The 19,304-nt window shown below is 66.6% G+C and carries 21 protein-coding genes; 4 read left to right on the top strand and 17 right to left on the bottom strand.

Features of this window, described 5'->3' with window-relative positions:
• Positions 1 to 92: 92 nt before the first annotated feature.
• The 3 genes from NV401_RS06800 to NV401_RS06790 all read right to left on the bottom strand — a co-directional run bounded on the left by NV401_RS06800 (position 93) and on the right by NV401_RS06790 (position 5,011).
• A complete protein-coding gene (locus NV401_RS06800) occupies positions 93 to 1,502 on the bottom strand; it encodes a M20/M25/M40 family metallo-hydrolase (protein WP_261293649.1) in 1,410 nt (469 codons plus the stop codon).
• 60 nt (positions 1,503 to 1,562) lie between these two features.
• Entirely contained in the window at positions 1,563 to 2,483 is a 921-nt protein-coding gene (locus NV401_RS06795) for a retroviral-like aspartic protease family protein (RefSeq protein ID WP_261293648.1), read from the bottom strand.
• 80 nt (positions 2,484 to 2,563) lie between these two features.
• Complete coding sequence (locus NV401_RS06790) at positions 2,564 to 5,011, bottom strand: ligase-associated DNA damage response DEXH box helicase (RefSeq protein WP_261293647.1); 2,448 nt, start codon at positions 5,009 to 5,011, stop codon at positions 2,564 to 2,566.
• Positions 5,012 to 5,133: 122 nt separating this feature from the next.
• Between NV401_RS06790 and NV401_RS06785 the strand changes: the two genes are divergently transcribed.
• Positions 5,134 to 6,135 (top strand): ligase-associated DNA damage response exonuclease, encoded by a 1,002-nt coding sequence (locus NV401_RS06785; protein WP_261293646.1) that lies wholly within the window; start codon positions 5,134 to 5,136, stop codon positions 6,133 to 6,135.
• Here NV401_RS06785 and NV401_RS06780 read toward each other — a convergent pair.
• Positions 6,132 to 7,688 carry a hypothetical protein gene (locus NV401_RS06780; RefSeq protein ID WP_261293645.1) on the bottom strand — a complete coding sequence of 519 codons (1,557 nt, stop codon included), beginning with the start codon at positions 7,686 to 7,688 and terminating at the stop codon, positions 6,132 to 6,134. The genes NV401_RS06785 and NV401_RS06780 overlap by 4 nt on opposite strands.
• 151 nt (positions 7,689 to 7,839) lie before the next feature.
• On the opposite strand from NV401_RS06780, the gene NV401_RS06775 reads away from it, so the two are divergent.
• Positions 7,840 to 8,178: a hypothetical protein gene (locus NV401_RS06775; protein ID WP_261293644.1), complete on the top strand. Its 339-nt coding sequence runs from the start codon at positions 7,840 to 7,842 to the stop codon at positions 8,176 to 8,178.
• Positions 8,179 to 8,187: 9 nt separating this feature from the next.
• On the opposite strand, the gene rpoN is transcribed toward NV401_RS06775, so the two are convergent.
• From rpoN to NV401_RS06745, 6 genes are all read right to left on the bottom strand, one after another.
• Entirely contained in the window at positions 8,188 to 9,696 is a 1,509-nt protein-coding gene (rpoN, locus tag NV401_RS06770) for an RNA polymerase factor sigma-54 (protein WP_261293643.1), read from the bottom strand.
• 3 nt (positions 9,697 to 9,699) lie between these two features.
• Positions 9,700 to 10,476: an LPS export ABC transporter ATP-binding protein gene (lptB, locus tag NV401_RS06765; RefSeq protein ID WP_261293642.1), complete on the bottom strand. Its 777-nt coding sequence runs from the start codon at positions 10,474 to 10,476 to the stop codon at positions 9,700 to 9,702.
• A 147-nt stretch (positions 10,477 to 10,623) separates the two neighbouring features.
• Positions 10,624 to 11,160 carry an LptA/OstA family protein gene (locus tag NV401_RS06760; RefSeq protein ID WP_261293641.1) on the bottom strand — a complete coding sequence of 179 codons (537 nt, stop codon included), beginning with the start codon at positions 11,158 to 11,160 and terminating at the stop codon, positions 10,624 to 10,626.
• A gap of 5 nt (positions 11,161 to 11,165) precedes the next feature.
• Positions 11,166 to 11,804 carry an LPS export ABC transporter periplasmic protein LptC gene (gene lptC / locus NV401_RS06755; protein WP_261293640.1) on the bottom strand — a complete coding sequence of 213 codons (639 nt, stop codon included), beginning with the start codon at positions 11,802 to 11,804 and terminating at the stop codon, positions 11,166 to 11,168.
• Positions 11,797 to 12,417: a ribonuclease D gene (locus NV401_RS06750; RefSeq protein ID WP_261293639.1), complete on the bottom strand. Its 621-nt coding sequence runs from the start codon at positions 12,415 to 12,417 to the stop codon at positions 11,797 to 11,799. Before NV401_RS06750 ends, lptC begins: the two co-directional genes overlap by 8 nt.
• Before the next feature lie 31 nt (positions 12,418 to 12,448).
• Complete coding sequence (locus NV401_RS06745; protein WP_261293638.1) at positions 12,449 to 13,255, bottom strand: TerC family protein; 807 nt, start codon at positions 13,253 to 13,255, stop codon at positions 12,449 to 12,451.
• Between the two features lie 208 nt (positions 13,256 to 13,463).
• Between NV401_RS06745 and NV401_RS18775 the strand changes: the two genes are divergently transcribed.
• Positions 13,464 to 14,291: a cold-shock protein gene (locus tag NV401_RS18775; RefSeq protein WP_315369059.1), complete on the top strand. Its 828-nt coding sequence runs from the start codon at positions 13,464 to 13,466 to the stop codon at positions 14,289 to 14,291.
• 129 nt (positions 14,292 to 14,420) lie between these two features.
• Here the strand turns inward: NV401_RS18775 and NV401_RS06730 are convergent, their stop codons facing one another.
• The 6 genes from NV401_RS06730 to NV401_RS06705 all read right to left on the bottom strand — a co-directional run bounded on the left by NV401_RS06730 (position 14,421) and on the right by NV401_RS06705 (position 18,462).
• Positions 14,421 to 16,016 (bottom strand): cisplatin damage response ATP-dependent DNA ligase, encoded by a 1,596-nt coding sequence (locus tag NV401_RS06730; RefSeq protein WP_261293637.1) that lies wholly within the window; start codon positions 16,014 to 16,016, stop codon positions 14,421 to 14,423.
• 203 nt (positions 16,017 to 16,219) lie between these two features.
• Positions 16,220 to 16,396: a hypothetical protein gene (locus NV401_RS06725; protein ID WP_261293636.1), complete on the bottom strand. Its 177-nt coding sequence runs from the start codon at positions 16,394 to 16,396 to the stop codon at positions 16,220 to 16,222.
• Between the two features lie 60 nt (positions 16,397 to 16,456).
• Positions 16,457 to 16,933, bottom strand: coding sequence for a DUF6265 family protein (locus tag NV401_RS06720; protein WP_261293635.1), 477 nt, complete (start codon positions 16,931 to 16,933; stop codon positions 16,457 to 16,459).
• 81 nt (positions 16,934 to 17,014) lie between these two features.
• Positions 17,015 to 17,512: a Dps family protein gene (locus NV401_RS06715; protein ID WP_261293634.1), complete on the bottom strand. Its 498-nt coding sequence runs from the start codon at positions 17,510 to 17,512 to the stop codon at positions 17,015 to 17,017.
• 73 nt (positions 17,513 to 17,585) lie between these two features.
• Positions 17,586 to 18,149 (bottom strand): TMEM165/GDT1 family protein, encoded by a 564-nt coding sequence (locus tag NV401_RS06710; RefSeq protein ID WP_261293633.1) that lies wholly within the window; start codon positions 18,147 to 18,149, stop codon positions 17,586 to 17,588.
• A 4-nt stretch (positions 18,150 to 18,153) separates the two neighbouring features.
• A complete protein-coding gene (locus tag NV401_RS06705; RefSeq protein WP_261293632.1) occupies positions 18,154 to 18,462 on the bottom strand; it encodes a hypothetical protein in 309 nt (102 codons plus the stop codon).
• A 165-nt stretch (positions 18,463 to 18,627) separates the two neighbouring features.
• On the opposite strand from NV401_RS06705, the gene rpmG reads away from it, so the two are divergent.
• A complete protein-coding gene (gene rpmG / locus NV401_RS06700) occupies positions 18,628 to 18,795 on the top strand; it encodes a 50S ribosomal protein L33 (RefSeq protein WP_034157855.1) in 168 nt (55 codons plus the stop codon).
• A gap of 135 nt (positions 18,796 to 18,930) precedes the next feature.
• Here the strand turns inward: rpmG and NV401_RS06695 are convergent, their stop codons facing one another.
• Positions 18,931 to 19,293, bottom strand: coding sequence for a response regulator (locus NV401_RS06695; protein WP_261294050.1), 363 nt, complete (start codon positions 19,291 to 19,293; stop codon positions 18,931 to 18,933).
• Positions 19,294 to 19,304 lie beyond the last annotated feature (11 nt).

Raw genomic sequence — 19,304 nt, 5'->3', positions numbered from 1 at the left:
AAGTCAGGATCCATCGTGCCGCATGATTAGCGGCCGCGAGTGTGCGGCACGATGGATCCTGAATCGAGTTCAGAATGACGGCAGTGGGATAGCTAGCCCGCATAAACCTTGACCAGATCGTGCAGATACGCCCGCCCGTCATACAGCGACTTCACGCGGATGCGTTCGTTGAGGCCGTGGACGCCGTTGAAATCGCTGTCGATGAAGAAGCCGGGCACGCCGTAGACCGGGATGCCAATCGCCTGGAAGAAGATGCCGTCGGTGGCGCCAGTCGACATCAGGGGCACGACCGGTACGCCGGGGAAATGCCGAGCGGCCAGCGTGGTTGCCGGGCCGAGGATCTTGGGATCGAGCGGCGTCGGGATCGCGGTCGGGCGGACCGGCTGGTTGATCGTCACCTTGACCTTGGGCCCGGCCAGTTCCTGCAATTTGGCGAGCGTCGCCTCGACCGTTTCGCCGGGGAAGATGCGGCAGTTGATGTTGGCGGTGGCGCGCTGCGGCAGCGCATTCTCGGCATGGCCGGCGTTCAGCAACGTGGCGACGCAGGTGGTGCGCAGCGTGGAATGGAACGTCTTGTCCTGGCTGACGATCTTGTCCGCGGCGACATCGGCCGGGTTGGCGAGCAACTGCGTGATCGCGGTGGCGATCGGGCCGGGCATGGATTTGGCAGTGGCAGCGAAGAAGGCGCGCGTCGTATCGGTGAACTTGACCGGGAATTCGTGGCCGCGCACCGCCTCGACCGCGTCGGCGAGCTCGTAGATCGCATTGTCGGGCACTGGCTGCGAGCTGTGCCCGCCGGGATTGGTGGCGGCGAACGTATAGTTCTGCGCTGCCTTCTCGCCGACCTGCATGGCGAGCACCTGGCGCTTGCCCTGCGCATCCAGCCGCCCGCCACCGCCTTCGTTGAGCACGAATTCGGCGGCGATCAGGTCCGGCTTGTTCTTGGCCAGCCACTGGGCGCCGTTCCACGCGAAAGTGGTTTCCTCGCCGCAGGTCAGCGCCAGCTTGATCGTGCGCTTGGGGCGATAGCCCTCGGTCTTGAAGCGGATCATGCTGTCCGCCCACACCGCCGCCATCGCCTTGTCGTCGACCGTGCCGCGGGCGTAGTAATAGCCGTCCTCCTCGATCAGCGTGAACGGATCGCGCACCCAATCCTCGCGCTTGGCCTCGACCACGTCGAGATGCGCGAGCAGCAGCATCGGTTTCAGCGCCGCGTCGCTGCCGCGCAGCATCGCAACCAGCCCGCCCTCGCGCGGGTGATCGGGGACGGAGAAGGGGACGATGTCCGCATCGGCATAGCCGGCCGCCTTGAGCCGCGTGGCGATCTGCGCGGCGGCCTGGGTGCAGGAGCCGACCGACAGCGTCGTGTTGGTCTCGACCAGCTCCTTGTACAGGCCGAAGAAGCGCTGCTGGTCGGGGCTGAGCGCCTGGGCGGGGAGCGCGGCGGGCTGCAGCGCGAGGATCGAGGCCATGCCCAAAGTCGCCAGCTTGGTCGTCCGCATCGTCGCACCCCTCTATCGTTGAGCGACCAAGGTAACGGCGCGCGCGCGGCGCGCAACGGGCTAGAGCCGATGGGCGTTCCGGGGCAGTGCGAAACGCACCTCGCGATTGGCGAAATCGATATCGACGCGGCGGAACAGCCGCAGCGCATCCATGCCGAGCATCAGCGCGGGGCGCTTCTGCAGCCCGAACCGCTCGAACGGCGCGGCGTCGGCGAACGCGATCGGCAGGTTCTGGAAGGTCACGCCGCCGACCTTGATCTGCCGGATCTGCGTCGCGTCGGCGCTGAGCCATGCGCCGGTGACGCTCATCACCGAGATGGGCGTCATCGCCGGGCGGGACACGCGCTTCTTGAGCGCAAGATTGCCCATCGTGATCGCCGATCCGGTATCCAGGATCACGCGCACCCGGGTGCCGGCGTACAGCGCATCGGTGACAACGAGCTGGCCGAGCACGCTCTTGGCCGTCACGACGATCTCGTCCGCGGCGGGCGCGGGTCTGCGCCCGCGGGGGCGCGCGGCGGCGACGGTCATGCGGCGGCGATCGAAGTCGATCGTCAGCGCGCGGCCCTGCAGCGTATCGAGCCCGAGCAGCCCATCCGCGCCGAGATGTTCGGCCTCGAGCGCGGGCGCCTCGATCCGCGCGCCGCCCAGCGTGCCGACGGTGATCAGCGGGATGATCGCGGTGGCGACGGTGCTGGCGCCGGTCATCGCCGTCATCCGCACGTCGCGGCCGGGGCTGAGCTTGAGCAGCTGGGCGAGCTGGCGCGAGATGACGGTGCGTTGCGATCCGGTATCGACGATGAAGGCGTAGGGGCCCGAGTCGGCGATCTTGACCGGGAGCGTCATGCGATCCTGCTCGGTCGCGAAGTCGAGCGCGGCGGCGGCGGGATCGGGCACCGGGTCGGTGGCCCCAGGATCGGGCGGCGCCTGGAGCGGCGGTGCGCTGGCGAGAAGCACAATCAGCAAAGCGGACTTGAACACCATCGGCGGATGGTGCGCCCGAATCGGCCCTAACGCAAGATGTCATCGCACGTACGCCGCGCGGCCCGCGACCGCCCGGCTCAGTCGAGCCGCATGGCTTCCTCGGCAAGTGCCTCGGCCTCGATCAGCAGCGCGTCGTCCGCCAGCCCCGTGGCGATCTTCTCGCGCCCGATCAGGGTCAGCACCGGCACGGCGAGCGGCGAGACGCGATCGAGATCGACGTGAAGCATCGTGTCCACCGCGCGGTCGAGCAGGCTCGCCAACCGCCCGACATCGGTCATCCTGGCGCGCGCGTCTTCCCAGGCGGCCTGCAGCAGCAGATGGCCGGGCTCGTATTTGCGCAGCACGTCGTAGATCAGGTCGGTCGAGAAGGTCACCTGCTTGCCGGTCTTGCGCTTGCCCGGATGCTGGCGCTCGACCAGCCCGCCAATCACCGCGACCTCGCGGAACGCGCGCTTGAGCAATGCCGAACTCTGCACCCAATCGACGAATTCGTCCTCCAGAATGTCGGGCGAGAAGAGCGATTGCGGATCGGTGATCGGCTCCAGCCCGTAACAGGCCAGCGCATAATCGTTCGACACGAAGCCCATCGGTTTGAGCCCCAAAGTCTCCATCCGGCGCGTGACGAGCATGCCGAGCGACTGGTGCGCGTTCCAGCCTTCGAAACTGTAGGCGACCATGTAATGCCGCCCTTCGCGCGGGAAGGTTTCGACCAGCAGCTGGCCGGGATTGGGCAGGGTCGAGCGGCGCATCTGCATGTCGAGCCATTCGCGCACGTCGTTCGGAAAGCGTGACCATTGGGCGGGATCGGCGAGGAAGCCGCGGACGCGCTCGGCCAGGTTGGTCGACAGCGCCATGCGCGCGCCGCCATAGGTCGGGATCCGCGCCGGCCGGGCAGTGGCGCGGACCAGCAGGTCCTCGGTCGAGACGCCCATCACCTCCAGGCTCATGCCCGCGAAGAAGAAAGTGTCGCCCGACATCAGGGTGGCGGCGAACGCTTCTTCGACCTTGCCGAGCGAGCGGCCGTTCTTGAAGCGTACGGTGAGCATCGTCGCCTCGACGATGATCCCGGCATTGAGCCGGTGCTGGGCGACGAACTTCGGATGGCTGACACGCCACAGCCCCTCTTCGTCCTGCGTCAGCCGCTTGAACTTGTCATAGGCTTTGAGCGCATAGCCGCCGTCGCGGATGAAGCCGAGCACGCGATCGAACGTCTCCACGGTCAGCGCCGAATAGGGCAGCGCCGAGCGGATCTCGTCGAGCATGTCGGCAGACGTGAAGGGCGCGGCGCAGGCGCAGGCCATGATGTGCTGCGCGAGCACGTCGAGCCCGCCCTGCCGGAAGATGTCGGGATCAAGCTCGCCCGCATCGACCGCGTCGAGCGCAGCGCGCGCCTCGAGATATTCGAAGCGATTGCCGGGCACGATCACCGCTTCGCTTGGCTCGTCCATGCGGTGGTTGGAGCGGCCGATGCGCTGCAGCAGCCGCGACGAACCCTTCGGCGCGCCCATCTGGATGACCAGATCGACATCGCCCCAATCGACCCCGAGATCGAGGCTCGCGGTGGCGACCAGGCCGCGCAGCTTGCCGTCGGCCATGGCGGACTCGACCTTGCGCCGCGCCTCCAGCGACAGGGAGCCATGATGGATGCCGATCGGCAGGCTCATCGCGTTGACCTTCCACAGATCCTGGAAGATCAGCTCGGCCAGGCTGCGCGTGTTGCAGAACACGATCGAGGTGTTGTGCGTCTCGATCTCGGCCATCACCTGTTCGGCGGCGTAGCGCCCGGAATGGCCGGTCCAGGGCACGCGACCCTCGGGCAGCAGGATGTCGATCTTGGCCGGCGCGCCGGGTTCGCCCTGCACCAGATCGACCGTGTCGATATCGCCGTCCGGCGCCAGCCAGGCGCGATAGCCATCGGCATCGGCGACGGTGGCGGACAAGGCCACGCGGCGTAAGCTCGGCGACAGGCGTTGCAGCCGCGCCATGCACAAGGCCAGCAGATCGCCGCGCTTGCCGGTAGCGAAGGCATGGACCTCATCGACCACGATCGTCTTGAGCGTCCCGAAGATCAGGTCGCTGTCCGGATAGCTGAGCAGCAGGCTGAGCGATTCGGGGGTGGTCAGCAGGATCTGCGGCGGGCGGACGCGCTGGCGCGCCTTGCGGTCGCTGGGCGTGTCACCGGTGCGGGTTTCGACGCGCAGGTCGAGACCCATTTCCTCGATCGGGTTGATCAGGTTGCGCTGCACGTCGACCGCCAGCGCCTTGAGCGGCGAGACGTACAGCGTGTGCAGACCCTCGGTCGGCTGCTCGATCAGCTCGGTCAGCGTGGGCAGGAAGCCGGCCATCGTCTTGCCCGCCCCGGTCGCGGCGACGAGCAGGCCGTGATGCCCGGCGCGACCGACCTCGAGCATGGCGAGCTGGTGCCGCCGGGGCGCCCAGCCGCGCGTGGCGAACCAGGCGGCGAGGGGGGCGGGGAGGGCAGTCGGTTCACCGCCACTGTCGTCATGCTGATCGTGTTTCAGCATCCATCGCGCCTCATGCCCGATCGGCCCTGGTTGCACGGTGGACCCTGAAACAAGTTCAGGGTGACGGCCGTGGAGAAAAGGCGAGGCATGGAACAACCAGTCATCCCAACCATATAGGGACGATGGCAAAGCTCGGCGACTGGCTCGATCCGCAACCGCACGGCATCTACATCAAACCCGCCGATATCTGGGTCGATCCCTCGCGCCCGGTGCCGCGCGCATTGGTCACGCACGGCCATGCCGATCACGCGCGCGGCGGGCATGAGCGGGTATGGGCAACGCCGGAGACGCTGGCGATCATGGACGTGCGCTACGGCCCGCAGGCCGGCGTGCCGGTGGCCTATGGCGAGACGGTCGATTGCGGCGGCGGGGTCGAGGCGACGTTCGTGCCGGCCGGCCACGTACTCGGATCGGCACAGATCGTGCTCGATCATCGCGGCGAGCGGGTCGTCGTGTCGGGTGATTACAAGCGCCGCGCCGATCCGACCTGCACCGGTTTCCAGCCGGTCAAATGCGATGTGTTTATTACCGAGGCGACGTTCGGCCTGCCGGTGTTCCGTCATCCCGAAACCGGCGACGAGATCGACAAACTGACCGCCGCGCTGCGCGCCAACCCGACGCGCTGCGTGCTGGTCGGCGCCTATGCGCTGGGCAAGGCGCAGCGCGTGATCCGCGAGCTGCGCGACCGCGGGCATGACGATCCGATCTATCTGCACGGCGCGGTGCAGCGCCTGTGCGATCTCTATGTCGAGCTCGGCGTTGATCTGGGCGAGCTGCGCCTGGTCGCGGACACGCCCAAGGCGGAACTGATGGGCAAGGTGGTGGTGGCGCCGCCGGGCGCGCTCAACGATCGCTGGTCCAGGCGGCTGCCCGATCCCATCACCGCGATGGCGAGCGGGTGGATGCGCGTGCGGCAGCGCGCGGTGCAGCGTAATGTCGAGCTGCCGCTGATCCTCAGCGATCACGCCGACTGGGACGAACTGACCGACACGCTGACCGAGATCGCGCCCAAGGAAGTATGGGTGACGCACGGGCGCGAGGATGCGCTGGTCCATTGGTGCATGACGCGGCAGATCAAGGCGCGCGCGCTGGCGCTGGTCGGCTATGAGGATGAGGACGACTAAGCGGCGGGCTTGTTTGGCGCGGGCGTCTCCTTGCCCTTTTTCTCTATCGTCGCGAGGATCGCCGGGCCCGACGTTCCGGCATCGATCAACGCCACAAGCTTGCTCGCGGCATTGTCCGCCGGCGCGTGCGGATCATAGGCCAGCGGCAGCAGCGCGACGCGCGCCTGCCTGGGCTGGTCGTCGGTCAGCAGCTGGCGCACCACCAGCATGCGCAGCCCATCATCGTGCGGCGACAGTTCGAATGCGCGCAGCAGGCCGGTCACCGCGCTCGCGCTCGGTTTCTGGTCGGCGGCGAGGAAACTGGTGTAGAACAGCATCAGCGGCTCGGCGGCATCCGTATCCAGCCGGTTGGCCCTGACGAACCAGCTGCGCGCTTCCTTCCACACCGCCGGATCGGTCGCCTTGGCGGTGGCGGCACGGCGCAACCGTGCGCGGCCCTTGTAGAGCAGGGCGGTGCGGTCCTTGGGGTTGACGGCCAGCGCGCGGTCGGCCGCCGCCTCGCAGAGCGCGTCGTGGCCGGCATCATATTCCGCCTCGGCGAGCACGCCCTGCGCGGCGGGGTCGGCGGCAAAGGCGGCGGCGCGACGGCGCGCCTCGGGTACCAGTTCGGCTGCCTGGGCTTGGTTCACGCCGCGGTCCGAGCGCATGCGCACCGCCATCATGCTCGCCTCGCCGTCGGTCATCGTGCGCAGCGTGATCGCGCCGACCTTGAGCCGAGCGGCGGGGATGTTGAGCCCGGACAGTTTACGGCGATCGAGATAGGATTCCATGTCCTTCGCCAGCACCGTGAGATCGCCGAACGCGGTGCGCGCGGCGGCCAGGCTGGATGTGCCGTCGTTGATCAGCTTGAGATAGGTCGACAGCTGGCCTCGGCGCGCGGGATCGAACGTCAACATATGCGTCAGCAGCCAGGCGCGGCCGTAGAACACATCCTGCTGCCGCGGGTTGAGCTTGGCCTTGCTGTCGTCGAGCAACGTCTCGATCGGCAGCGGGTCGGCGAGAATCAGCCCGTTGGCGCGGTGCTGCGCCGCCACGCCGATCATTACCGAACCGTCCTTGTCGATTTTGGCGGTGGCGTTGAACTCGGCAAAGCCCTCGACGAACCAGCGTGGATAGGCGGCGGCGAAATTCTCCAGCATCAGGTGATGGGCATATTCGTGAAACAGCACGATATCGGCATTCATGCTGTTCGTGCCCGCCTCGGCATCGCCACGTCGCGGGGTGAAGGCGATCGACCCGCCGGCGCGGGGCACGTAGAAACCGGCAATGTTGCGGCAGCCCTTGCCGCACAATCTGGCGACCGCATCGGCGCTCGGCACGACATAGATGGTCAGCCGGTTGGAGCGTGCGCCGGGCGGCGTGCCGATTGCGCGGATCAGCCGCATCGCGCTGTCGAGCCGCTCGAGCCGATCGGCAAAGCCCTGCAACCAGCGCTCTTCGCTATCGGCATAGATCAGGAAATGGTCGCTGCTCGCCTCGCGCCAGGCCGCGGCGGCGGGGGTGGTCAGCAGGGGGGCAACAAGCAGGGCGATCGCCGTCAGGATGATTCGCATCGTTTAGACTATCCATCCCCTGCGCACGGTGATCGCCCAAGAATATCGGCGAACCGCTTATAGTGCGGAATCCTGTACCGGCCGCAATTAGGCCCCATTGCCCCTGAATATACCAGTAGAAACTGGCGCGCCGGTGGCCGAAGGATGGCGGATGCAGATCTTTCTATTGTGGCTTCTGCAAAGCGCCGCGGCACCGATCGCACCCGACGCGATGGCCGATCTGGCGCATGCCCCGGTTTTGCCGCGCGATGCCTGCGCAGTGGCGCGCACTGCCGATACCGAGGATATCGTCGTGTGCGGCAACATGCGTGCCGACCGATATCGCCTGCCGCGGCTCGATCACGCCCGGTTCGAGCCTGATCGCGAGACGCCCAAAGCGGAGATCGGCATTGCCGGCGGACTGAAGGGCGCTGCGGAAGTGGAAAGCGCCACGTTGCTTGGCGGGCAGGTCAGCAACAGGCTCATGGTGCGACTGAAGCTGCCCTTCTGACGAAGAGACTCAGCCAGCCCCTTCCAGCGCCTTGGCGCGGCGACGCTGGACCGAACTGCCGATGCCCAGCGCCTCGCGATATTTCGCGACGGTGCGGCGCGCGATATCGAAGCCCTTGGCGTTCAGCTGCTCGACCAAAGTGTCGTCGGACAGGATCTTGCTGCCTTCCGCCCCGATCAGCGCGCGGATCGCCGCCTTTACCGCCTGCGCCGACACCGCATCGCCGCCTTCGGACGACTGGATCGCCGAGGTGAAGAAGAATTTGAGTTCGTAGAGCCCGCGCGCGCAGGACAGATATTTGTTGCTCGTCACGCGGCTGACGGTCGATTCGTGCATCTCGATCGCGTCGGCGACCTGGCGCAGCGTCATCGGTTTGAGATGGGCGACGCCGTGCAGGAAGAACGCCTCCTGCTGCTTGACGATCTCGGTCGCCACCTTGATGATCGTGCGCTGGCGCTGGTCGAGCGCCTTGACCAGCCAGTTGGCGCTGGCCAGCATGTCGCCGAGCCACGCCTTGCTTGCCTTGTCCTGCTCGCCGCCCGACAGTTCGACATAATAGCCGCGATTGACCAGCAGGCGCGGCAGCGTCGCGGCGTTGATCTCGATCCCCCAGCCGGTCTTGCCCCCGATGGTGCGCCGCGCGACGAAGATGTCGGGGGTCACCGCCTGCGCCGGCTCGCCGCCAAAGCGACATCCGGGTTTGGGATCATAGCCGCGCAACTCGCGGATCATGTCCGCCATGTCCTCGTCGTCGACGTCGCAGATACGCTTCAGCCGGGCGAGTTCGCCGCGCGCAAGCAGATCAAGATTGTCGATCAGCCGCGCCATGCACGGATCGTAGCGGTCCGCCTCGATCGCCTGCAGCTTGAGGCATTCGGCGAGATTACGCGCGCCCACGCCGGTCGGCTCGAATGTGTGGATCACGCCAAGCACCTGTTCGACCCGGGCGAGCGGCACGCCGAGCCGGTTGGCGAGCTCGAGCAGCGGTACGGTGAGATAGCCGCATTCGTCGATCTGGTCGATCAGGTGCGCGGCGATCATCAGGTCGGGGCCCGCGAGCACCGGCCCGGCCTGCGCCATCAGATGATCGGCCAGGCTGGTATCGGCGGCGGCGAAGGAATCGAAATCGGGGCCGTCCTCGCCCATCCCGCCACTGCTGGCGCCAGACAGGCCGAGCGACCCGTCCATGCCGGCGCCATCGACAGGGCTATCGTGATGAAAGCTTTCGGCAGAGAAATCGACATCGAGCGAGGCCTCGCCGGTCGCCGCGCCGCCCATCAGCAATTGGTCGGCGGTGGCGGGATCGGCGCTGCTCTCGCCCGGCGGCTCGCGCTCGAGCGTGGGGCCGTCATCTTCGGGTGCGGACGCTTCGAGCAGCGGGTTGCGCTCGATCTCCTCGGCGATGAAGCCTTCGACCTCGAGGTTGGACAGCGCGAGCAGGCGGATCGCCTGCTGCAGCTGCGGCGTCATCACCAGCGATTGCGATTGCCTGAGGTCGAGACGCGGGGCGAGGCTCATGGGCTAGAGCGAGAAGCCCTCGCCGAGATACAGGCGGCGGACGCTCTCGTCGGCGACCAGTTCGGCCGGCGACCCGGTGAACAGCACGCGGCCGTCATAGATGATATAGGCGCGGTCGACGATGTCGAGCGTCTCGCGGACGTTGTGATCGGTGATCAGCACGCCGATGCCGCGATCCTTGAGCTGGCAGACGAGATCGCGAATATCCGAAATCGAGATCGGATCGATCCCCGCGAACGGCTCGTCGAGCAGCATGATCGAGGGATCGGCGGCCAGCGCGCGGGCGATCTCCGCGCGGCGCCGTTCGCCCCCGGACAGCGCCATCGCCGGCGCATCGCGCAGCCGCGTCAGCCCGAACTCGCCGAGCAACTGCTCCAGCCGCTCGGCGCGCGCGGCCTTGTCGGGCTCGGACAGTTCGAGCACGGTGAGGATGTTCTTCTCGACCGACAGGCCGCGGAAGATGCTCGTTTCCTGCGGCAGATAGCCAAGGCCCAGGATCGCGCGGCGGTACATCGGCAGGCCGGTGATATCGTCGCCATCGAGCATGATGCGGCCCGAATCGGGCTTCACCAGCCCCATCACCGAATAGAAGCAGGTCGTCTTGCCCGCGCCGTTGGGGCCGAGCAGCCCGATCACCTCGCCGCGTCCGACGGTGACTGAGACATCGGTGAGCACGACGCGCTTGTCGTACGACTTGGCGATCGACACGACCGACAGCCCGGTGCCACTCGGCACTTCGTGGATCGGCGGTATCGTGTCGAGGGTCGCGGTGTCGGTCATCTGAGGGCCCGTGCTCGCATAAGGGTTAGCGGAAGCCCGCGCTGCGAATGTGGCAGGCTTCGTGCATGACTATTGCCCCAGACTGGGTGGGGTTGGAAGTGGGAAGCGGCGGACGGCGCGTTTTGGGGGGTGGTTTTCGCGGGAGCGTCAGTTGCGCTTGGGCACCGAGAAGCGGCCGGTGACGCGCCCACCGGGCGCAGTCGTCGTGCTGCCATTGGCGCCGGTGCGCGTGCCGCCGACCGACGACCCGTCGATCACCGCGCGCCCGGTATCGAGGTTGATCGTCAGGCGGCCGCCATTCACCGTATTGCCACCCTGCACGAGCGACACGCCGCCAAGCATCGTGACGACGCGGCGGTTGAGATCGTACACCGCATATTGGCCGCGCGCGGTCTGATCCGGGCGGGTCACCACCACGCCGCCAGAGGCATCGAGTCGCGAAACCTGTGGGGAGCCGTCGACGACCTGCCCGGTATAGGCGACGGTCATCCGCGCGGCCCTCAGCGTCATCTCCGCCTGGCGCACCGAAACATTGCCGGCGAGCACGGCGCGGTTGGCCTTGTCCTGCAATTCGATATGGTCCGCGCCGAAATCGATCGGCGCGTTCGAATTGTGCCGCTGCGCCCCGGCGCCGACAGCGGAGACAAGGGCGACGAGCGCGAGAAGGCGGACGGGCGTGGTCATCGCGCTTATCTGTTCCTTCCGGGGACGATCCGCAAGCGGGCGTTGCCATCCAGCGTCACGACATGCGTGTTGAGATCGGCCTTCATGCTTTGCGCGCTGAAATTGCCCTGCGGTACCGTGCCGGTGACCGCGCCGCCGCTTTGCAGCTTGCGTGTCTTGAGATCGACCGTGGCATCCTGCGTATCGATCTTATAGCCGTTGGCCGCGGTGAAGTGGACCGGCCCGTCGACCTTCACCTGCTCGCTGGTCATGTCGTAATGGCCCTTGTCTGCGACCAGATTGGCCGGCCCGTCGGGCATCTGCAGTTCGGCCGACAGCGCGTTGAGCTGCACGACCTGTTCGCTGGCGCTGCGCTGCACGGCGGAGCCGGCGGTCAGCGTGAACGGCCGGCGCTCGTTATCCTCGCCGCGATAGCGCGCGCTCTGCAGCCGCAACCGCTCCTTGGCGACCTCGACCTTGTTCTTGTCGAGCAGGAAGGAAACATCGCCGCGCGTGGTGAGCGGCGCCATGACGAGAAAGGCCGCGAGCACGCCGATCGCGATCGGCAGGCCCATTGCCGAAATCCTGACGAAGCGGTCGTGGCTGCTGCCCGGCGCGGCCCACACCTGTCGTTCGGAACGGACCCGCGCCGCGACGTCAGACATGCGCGAAGATGTCCGTCTCCGGCCAGCCGGCGAGATCCAGCGCCGCGCGGTGCGGCAGGAAATCGAAGCAGGCCTGCGCCAGTTCGGTACGGCCCTCGCGCGCCAGCCGGCGATCGAGCTCCTCGCGCAACCGGTGCAGGTAGCGCACGTCGGACGCGGCATAATCCTTCTGCGCCTCGGACAGGACCGGCCCGCCCCAGTCGGACGATTGCTGCGCCTTGGAAATGTCGGTCTGCAGCAATTCGCGCACCAGCTCCTTCAGCCCGTGGCGGTCGGTATAGGTGCGCACCAGGCGCGAGGCGATCTTGGTGCAATAGGCCGGCACGGCGCTGACGCCGAGATAATGATCGATCGCGGCGAGATCGAACCGCCCGAAATGATAGAGCTTCACACGGGCCGGATCGGCCAGCAACGCGCGCAGATTGGGCGCCTCATACTCGCTGGCGGGGCCGAAGCGGACGAGATGCTCGTCCGCTCCGCCATCCGACAATTGCACGACGCACAGCCGGTCGCGCGGCGTGAGCAGGCCCATCGTCTCGGTGTCGACGGCGATATCGGCGCCGTCCGCGAACAGGCCGGCGGGAATGTCTTCTTCGTGGAGATATACGGTCATCCACTCCGCCTAGCCGCGAACGGCAAAGCGCTCAATGCTTTGTCGGTACGCCGCCGGCCTTGGCCTCGCGCTTCTCACGCCGGTTGCGGGCGAGGATGTTGAGCGTCTCGACCCCGGCCGAAAAGGCCATCGCGGCATAAATATAGCCCTTGGGGACATGCACCCCGAAGCCGTCGGCGATCAGCACCACGCCGATCATCAGCAGGAAACCCAGCGCCAGCATCACTACCGTCGGGTTTGCGGCGATGAAATTGGCCAACGGCGTGGCGGCGAGCAGCATCACGCCGACCGCGACGATCACCGCGACGATCATCACCGGCAGGTCGTCCGTCATGCCGATCGCCGTCAAGATCGAATCGATCGAGAAGACCAGATCGAGCGCCAGGATCTGCGCGATCGCCGCGCCGAAGCTGAGCGCGGTCTTGCCCTTCTTGTCCAGCGGCGTACCCGATTCGGCCGGGTCCATCGTGTGATGGATTTCCTTGGTCGCCTTCCACAGCAGGAACAGTCCGCCGGCGATCAGGATCAGGTCGCGCCACGAAAACGCCGTCTCGAAGCTCGGCTCGCCATGCGCCCCGGTGGCGCCCTGCAGGCCGAGATCGAATACCGGGGCGGTGAGGCCGGCGATCCAGGCGATCATCGAGAGCAGCAACAAGCGCAGCCCGAGCGCGAGCCCGATGCCGAGCCGGCGCGCCTTGTTCTGCTGGGCGGCCGGCAGCTTGTTCGACAGGATCGAGATGAAGATGAGATTGTCGATGCCGAGCACGACCTCAAGCACGATCAGCGTGGCAAGGGCGGCCCAGGTGGCGGGATCGGAGAATAATTGGAGCAGGGACATGAGCCGATCTGTGCCGTTCGGGACACACTCCCGCAAGCATATGATTCAAGCATTGCCGCAATTTGGACGAATTTATTCGCCGCCTCGTTCTTTTTAGGCTAAACCGATTCGGTGGCACGATCGGTTTGGTGTCCGGAAGCCCGCGCTTTTCGTCCGGCGGTGCGGTTTCTACAGGCAAGTTTGGACGAACCGGGAAGACGAACAGGGCATGAGTTTCGATAAAGGACGCCGCGGGGATCGCGGTGGGCGTGGCCGCGACAAGCGCGACGGTTTCGGCGGCGATGATTTTAACAGCGGCAGCAGCTTCGGCGGCGGTGGCGATCGCTTCGGCGGCGGCGGCGGCGGCGATCGTTTCGGCGGCGGCGGTGATCGCTTCGGCGGTGGCGGCGATCGCTTCGGCGGCGGCGGCGGCGGCGGTGGTGGTTTCCGCAGCGGCGGCGGTGGCGGCTTCGGCGGTGCACCGGGTGGCGGTGGCGCCGGGCGCGGCATGCCGCCCCAGGTCGTCGGCGAAGGCACCGGCGTGGTCAAATTCTTCAACGGCCAGAAGGGCTTCGGCTTCGTCGTGCGCGATGACGGCGGCGAGGACGTGTTCGTTCACATCAGCGCGGTCGAGCAGGCCGGCCTCACCGGTCTGGCCGAAGGTCAGCCCTTGGGCTTCACGCTGGTCGATCGCGGTGGCCGCATCTCGGCGACCGATCTCAAGATCGACGGCGAGCCGATGGCCGTCACCGACCGCGGTCCGCCGCGCGAGCGTGATGCCGCGGCCCCTGGCGGCCCGCGTGGCGCCGCGACCGGTGGCGCGCCGCAGCGCCAGCTGACCGGCGAAAAGGCGACCGGCACGGTCAAGTTCTTCAACGCGATGAAGGGCTTCGGCTTCATTCAGCGCGATGACGGACAGCCCGATGCGTTCGTGCACATCTCCGCGGTCGAGCGCGGCGGCATGACCAGCCTCAACGAAGGCGACCGGCTCGAATTCGAGCTCGAAGTCGATCGTCGTGGCAAGCATGCAGCGGTGAACCTGACCTCGATCGCTTAAAGCGACCCCGGTTCGAGTCTAAGAAAACCCGGCGTGCCCCAGCGGCGCGCCGGGTTTTTCTTTGCGCTCGTTTGGGGGGGGGCGGGAGGCGATCGCGCAGCATGGCCGCTGCCTATCCGCCCAAGCAGGTCAGACGATCAGCCGCTTGAGTGCCGCCACCGTATCCGCTTCGGCGGCAGGTTTGTCGGTCCGGATCCGCGCGATTCGCGGAAAGCGCATCGCGACGCCCGACTTGTGCCGCTTCGATTCGTGGATCGAATCGAACGCGATCTCCAGCACCAGCGCCCGCTCGACCTCGCGCACCGGGCCGAACCGGTTGAGCGTATGAGTGCGGACGAACTTGTCGAGCACCTTGAGCTCCTCGTCGGTAATCCCCGAATAGGCCTTGCCGACGGGCAGCAGTTCGCCATCCTCGGTCCAGCAGCCGAACGTATAGTCGCTGTAGAAGGAGGAGCGGCGGCCCGAGCCGCGCTGCGCGTACATCATCACGCAGTCCGCGGTCAGCGGATCGCGCTTCCATTTGTACCACAGGCCGACCCGGCGCCCGGTGACATATGGCGAATCGCGCCGTTTGAGCATCACGCCCTCGATCGCGGCATCGCGTGCGCCCGCGCGGATCCCCTCCAGCGCGGTGAAATCCTCTGCCTCGATCACCGCACTAAGATCGAAGCGCGCCGGATCGAGCCGCGGCATGAAGGCTTCGAGCCGAACGCGGCGCTCGCGCCAGGGCAGGGGGCGCAGATCCTCCGCGCCGTCGAACAGGATGTCGTAGACCCGGACGAACGCGGGATAATCGCTCAGCATCTTGGCCGATACGGTCTTGCGCCCGAGCCGCTGCTGCAGTGCGTTGAAGCTCGCCGCCCCGCCGCCATCCTCGAGCGTGCCGCCCTGATGCTCGCCCTTCACCAGCAGTTCGCCGTCGATCACGCCGGGCGTGGTAAACGCGCGCGCGACCTCCGGAAAGCTCCCGGTGACGTCGTCGCCGGTGCGGCTGAACAGCCGTGTCTCGCCGGCGACGTGCACGATCTGCACGCGGATCCCGTCCCATTTCCATTCCGCGGCATAGTCGGCCAGATCGACGCGCAGGTCCTCGAGCGGATGGGCCAGCATGAACGGGCGGAACACCGGCACGTCGGCAGTGGTCGGCTGCGCGCCCGTGCCCTCGGCCCAGGCGAACAGGCTGGCATAAGGCGCGTCGATCCCGTGCCACACCTCCTCGACCGCCTCGACATCGATCTCGAACGCCGTGGCCAACGCGGTCTTGGCGAGCCGCGCGGACACGCCGATGCGTAGGGCGCCGGTCGCCATCTTGAGCAATGCGAAACGTTCCTCGGCATCGAGCCGGTCGAGCATCGCGGCGAGCGCCGCCGGCGCGTCCGAGCGCGACAGCGCGTTGAGCGTCCCGACCGCCTGGCTGATCGTCAGCGGTTCGGCCGCCGGCGGCGGCACCGGCGGGTTGGGCCATAGCAAGGCGATGGTCTCGGCACTGTCGCCGACATAGTCGCGGCTCATCCGGTACAGCACCGGATCGACCCGCGCCTCGATCAGCGCGCGGATCACGGCGGGCTTGACCCCCGGCAGATCGAGATCGCCGGTCAGTGCGGCAAGCCCCCAGCCGCGATCGGGATCGGGCGTGGCGCGCAGATAATCGCCGATCAGCTTGAGCTTCGCATTGCGCGAGCGTGTGTAGATCAGGGCATCGAGCAGATCGGCAAAGGCGCGCATGACGCGCTAACGCATGGCGCCCGCCGCTGGCTCCCGCTCTGGCGACACGCGATGAGAAAGCTGCTGATCGCCGTCCCGGCTATCGTATCGATCGGGCTGCTGGACCTGCTGAGCGGCCTTTCCAACGCGCGGCGGTCGCCGATCGTGCGTACGGCCAGCCTGGCGCTCTCCGGTTGGCCTGGGCGCGTCAAGCGGGGCAGGCGTCAGTCGATCGCGGGCCCGGTGCGCTGCCCGGCGCGCAGCCCGAGGACCAGCGAAATGGCGAGGATTGCGGTGGCTACCACGAACAACTGCTGGGCGACCCCGGCCAAACCGCCGGCAAGACTCTGCACCGACGCGAACAGTCCGATGACGAGTAACAGGATGGCCCAGCGCAGCATGTACATTCTTCCAACGTGTGGAATATCAACGATGCGGCCGTTGCGCTTGTTCCGGGGCAGTTACCGTTGCACGCGGGTATAGCGAAACGAGATTTCCTGGGGCTTGCCGTTTCCGCGAATGACCACGGTCGATACCAGTTTGTTGCCGTTGCGACGCACCGTCAGGCCAGCGAAATAGGCGGCGTCGGGCTCCAGCGCGACGAGCGGGAATTCCACCACATGGCCGCTCTTGTCTTCCCAGCCGGTCAAGTCGGCGTTGAAGTGCCGCACCCGGTATACCAGCGAGCCGCCGCGCGGGACGATCTGGACCAGTTCCTGAAAGGCGACGCGGCCTTGCTTGTCAGTCTGTACGAAATGGCCGGCGATCTGCCCGCCCAGGGCTTGCGAATATACTTCGGTGGCCGGCGCGTCGATCCCGTCTCCGCGCCATTCGCCGGCAAGCCAGCTCAATTGGTCGATCGTTGCCGGGGGCGAGACGGCGCCCGGCTGCAACTGTCGTGTTTCTTGCGCGATTGTCGGCGTGGCAATCGCCGCCAACATCAATACGAAACCATGTTTCATCAGATCGACCCCCGCCGTTTCATCAAAGTCTGAAACAGCGGGGTCGATTTGTCGAGCTTAGCCCTTGCGGCTGGCCTCGAACAGGAACCAGGCGCGCTCCTCGGCGAGATCGGTCCAGTCGTCGAGAATGCCGCTGGTGGCATTGTCCTTGGCTTCGTCGACGATGTCCTTGGCCTCGCGCAGGGCTTCGACGAGCTTCAGATTGTCCTCGCGCAGCTCAACCAGCATGTCGGTCGCGCTGACGAAGGGCTGGTCATTGTCCTTGATCGTCTGATGGCGCGCAATGTCGCCGATCGAGCGCAGCGTGGTGTTGCCGGTCTTGCGCACGCGCTCGGCGATCGCATCGGTGGTGTCGAGGATCTGTGTCGCCTGATCGTCGAGCATCAGATGATAGTCGCGGAAATGCGGGCCGGATACATGCCAGTGAAAGTTCTTGGTCTTGAAATAGAGCGCGAAGCTGTCGGCAAGGATGCCGTTCAGCGCCTCGGCGACCGATTTGGCCGCGTTGCTCTGAATGTCGGTCGGGGTTTTCAGCGGGGCTGCCGGGTCGGCCATGGCGAGTTCTCCTTGGGTTCGTTGCGGTAACGATTCGAGTAGCGCAAACGCTCCGCCTGCATCCAACGAAAATCTAGATCAGTCTGATCGCCCCCAGCGCCAGATAGACGCCGATCAACAGGAACAGCGCGCCGGCGCCGATGCGGACCGCGGTGATCGGCAAGCGCCGGCGCGCGGCTTCCCCAGCCAGGATGGCCGGCACGTTGATGGCCAGCGCGCCGATCGTCGCGCCAATCGCTGCGAACACAGGCGCGGGGCTGCGTGCGGTGATCGCGGCGGTGAGGAACTGGCTGCGATCGCCGAGGGCAAGGACGAACACGCCGGCCAGGCTGGTCGGGAATGCGCCAAGCCGCCAGTTGGTCAGCCGATCCGGCGGCTTGATCGCGGAAAAGGCGGCGATGCCCGAAAAGATCAGCGCGATCGCCAGAAACAGATCCCGCGCATTGGGCGACATCTCGCGCGCCACGAGCGTGCCGCCGATCGCCGCGATCGTATTGCCCAGCGCCAGGGCCAGCGCAGTGGCGAGGATCACGGTGACGCGCGGATAGCGGTCACCGAGGATCGCGGCGAGCCACGGCGTGCGGTCGCTTGCCTGAGCCAGCGCGGCCGCGACCAGGGCGGCCATCAGTGCGTCCATACTGCTATCCGAACATCCGCACCGCACAGGCCGCGCGATAGGTGTCACAGGCGGCCTCGTCCTGCCGCTCGCTGCCCACCGCATCACGCAGCAGATCGAGCCAGGCGCGGATCAGCGGGCCGCATTCGCCGCGCGCCAGCCCCATTTCCAGCGCCTGCGCGACGGTCACCGCGGGGCGCATGCCGCTGCGGTGCGCCAGCGCGCGGATCCGGTCGATCTCGTGCGCGAGATCGGCCGGGCGGTCGATCCCGACGCGCGCACCGATCCGGCCGATTCGCGCGGTCAGCTCGTTCTTGATCGTATCGTCCGCCATGCCCCATGCTCCCGTGTTACCGGAAAGGTGCGCCTGCAGTGGTAAACACGGCCTTAAATGCGGCTTATGCTTGACTTGGAAAGGCCTTTGGGCCAACGGACGCGGCTTGTGAGCGGCGGCTTGTTCGCCGCTCTTTGCTTTTTTACAGATTCAGGAACCGGGCTCATGGCCAAGCCAACAACCGTCAAGATCAAGCTGCTGAGCTCGGCAGACACCGGCTTCTTCTACGTCACGAAGAAGAATCCGCGTACCAAGACCGAGAAGCTCTCGTTCAAGAAGTACGATCCCGTCGTGCGCAAGCATGTCGAGTTCAAGGAAACGAAGATCAAGTAAGCCGCTTCTGCGGTCTGCCTGATCCCGGCCGTCGGCCGGTCGCGAGCCGCAGGGGGTGCCTCTGCGGCTTTTTGCGTGCGTGCGCTCCACGCTCTTCATCCTGAATCAGGTTCAGGATGACGGCGGGTAAATGGCCTACAACAGCACCCGCACCGATTCCACGAAGCGCGCCAGCGAGATCGGCTTGGAGACATAGGCATCCGCCCCGGCGGCGCGGATCCGTTCCTCGTCCTCGCGGCCGGCATAGGCGGTGACCGCCATGATCGGAATCGCCTTCAGTGCTTCGTCCGCCTTGAGCTGGTTGATCAGTTCGAAACCGCTGACATGCGGCAGCTGGATGTCCATGATGATCAGATCGGGCGCGAATTCGCGGGCCTTCGCAACAGCTTCGCGACCGTCTCGGACCCCTTCGGGGAGATAGTCATGAGCGCGCAGCAGGTCGCAGAACAGCTTCAAATTGAGTTCATTGTCCTCGACAACGAGCACTCTTTTTGCCACGTCCGCGCCAT

It is taken from the genome of Sphingomonas hylomeconis, assembly GCF_025370105.1.
GTDB lineage: Bacteria > Pseudomonadota > Alphaproteobacteria > Sphingomonadales > Sphingomonadaceae > Sphingomonas > Sphingomonas hylomeconis.
Note: the sequence above shows the minus strand (reverse complement) of the source record. Positions and strands in the feature narration are given on the sequence as shown.

What these genes read in the sequence shown, in the direction of transcription:
- rpmG (WP_034157855.1), top strand. Translation starts at nt 18,628, where the DNA reads ATGGCCAAGCCAACAACCGTCAAGATCAAGCTGCTGAGCTCGGCAGAC.
- NV401_RS06710 (WP_261293633.1), bottom strand. Translation starts at nt 18,149, where the DNA reads ATGGACGCACTGATGGCCGCCCTGGTCGCGGCCGCGCTGGCTCAGGCA.
- NV401_RS06725 (WP_261293636.1), bottom strand. Translation starts at nt 16,396, where the DNA reads ATGCTGCGCTGGGCCATCCTGTTACTCGTCATCGGACTGTTCGCGTCG.
- NV401_RS06775 (WP_261293644.1), top strand. Translation starts at nt 7,840, where the DNA reads ATGCAGATCTTTCTATTGTGGCTTCTGCAAAGCGCCGCGGCACCGATC.
- NV401_RS06730 (WP_261293637.1), bottom strand. Translation starts at nt 16,016, where the DNA reads ATGCGCGCCTTTGCCGATCTGCTCGATGCCCTGATCTACACACGCTCG.
- NV401_RS06780 (WP_261293645.1), bottom strand. Translation starts at nt 7,688, where the DNA reads ATGCGAATCATCCTGACGGCGATCGCCCTGCTTGTTGCCCCCCTGCTG.
- NV401_RS06785 (WP_261293646.1), top strand. Translation starts at nt 5,134, where the DNA reads ATGGCAAAGCTCGGCGACTGGCTCGATCCGCAACCGCACGGCATCTAC.
- NV401_RS06715 (WP_261293634.1), bottom strand. Translation starts at nt 17,512, where the DNA reads ATGGCCGACCCGGCAGCCCCGCTGAAAACCCCGACCGACATTCAGAGC.
- NV401_RS06745 (WP_261293638.1), bottom strand. Translation starts at nt 13,255, where the DNA reads ATGTCCCTGCTCCAATTATTCTCCGATCCCGCCACCTGGGCCGCCCTT.
- NV401_RS06705 (WP_261293632.1), bottom strand. Translation starts at nt 18,462, where the DNA reads ATGGCGGACGATACGATCAAGAACGAGCTGACCGCGCGAATCGGCCGG.
- lptB (WP_261293642.1), bottom strand. Translation starts at nt 10,476, where the DNA reads ATGACCGACACCGCGACCCTCGACACGATACCGCCGATCCACGAAGTG.
- lptC (WP_261293640.1), bottom strand. Translation starts at nt 11,804, where the DNA reads ATGTCTGACGTCGCGGCGCGGGTCCGTTCCGAACGACAGGTGTGGGCC.
- NV401_RS06750 (WP_261293639.1), bottom strand. Translation starts at nt 12,417, where the DNA reads ATGACCGTATATCTCCACGAAGAAGACATTCCCGCCGGCCTGTTCGCG.
- NV401_RS06790 (WP_261293647.1), bottom strand. Translation starts at nt 5,011, where the DNA reads ATGCTGAAACACGATCAGCATGACGACAGTGGCGGTGAACCGACTGCC.
- NV401_RS06800 (WP_261293649.1), bottom strand. Translation starts at nt 1,502, where the DNA reads ATGCGGACGACCAAGCTGGCGACTTTGGGCATGGCCTCGATCCTCGCG.
- NV401_RS06760 (WP_261293641.1), bottom strand. Translation starts at nt 11,160, where the DNA reads ATGACCACGCCCGTCCGCCTTCTCGCGCTCGTCGCCCTTGTCTCCGCT.
- rpoN (WP_261293643.1), bottom strand. Translation starts at nt 9,696, where the DNA reads ATGAGCCTCGCCCCGCGTCTCGACCTCAGGCAATCGCAATCGCTGGTG.
- NV401_RS18775 (WP_315369059.1), top strand. Translation starts at nt 13,464, where the DNA reads ATGAGTTTCGATAAAGGACGCCGCGGGGATCGCGGTGGGCGTGGCCGC.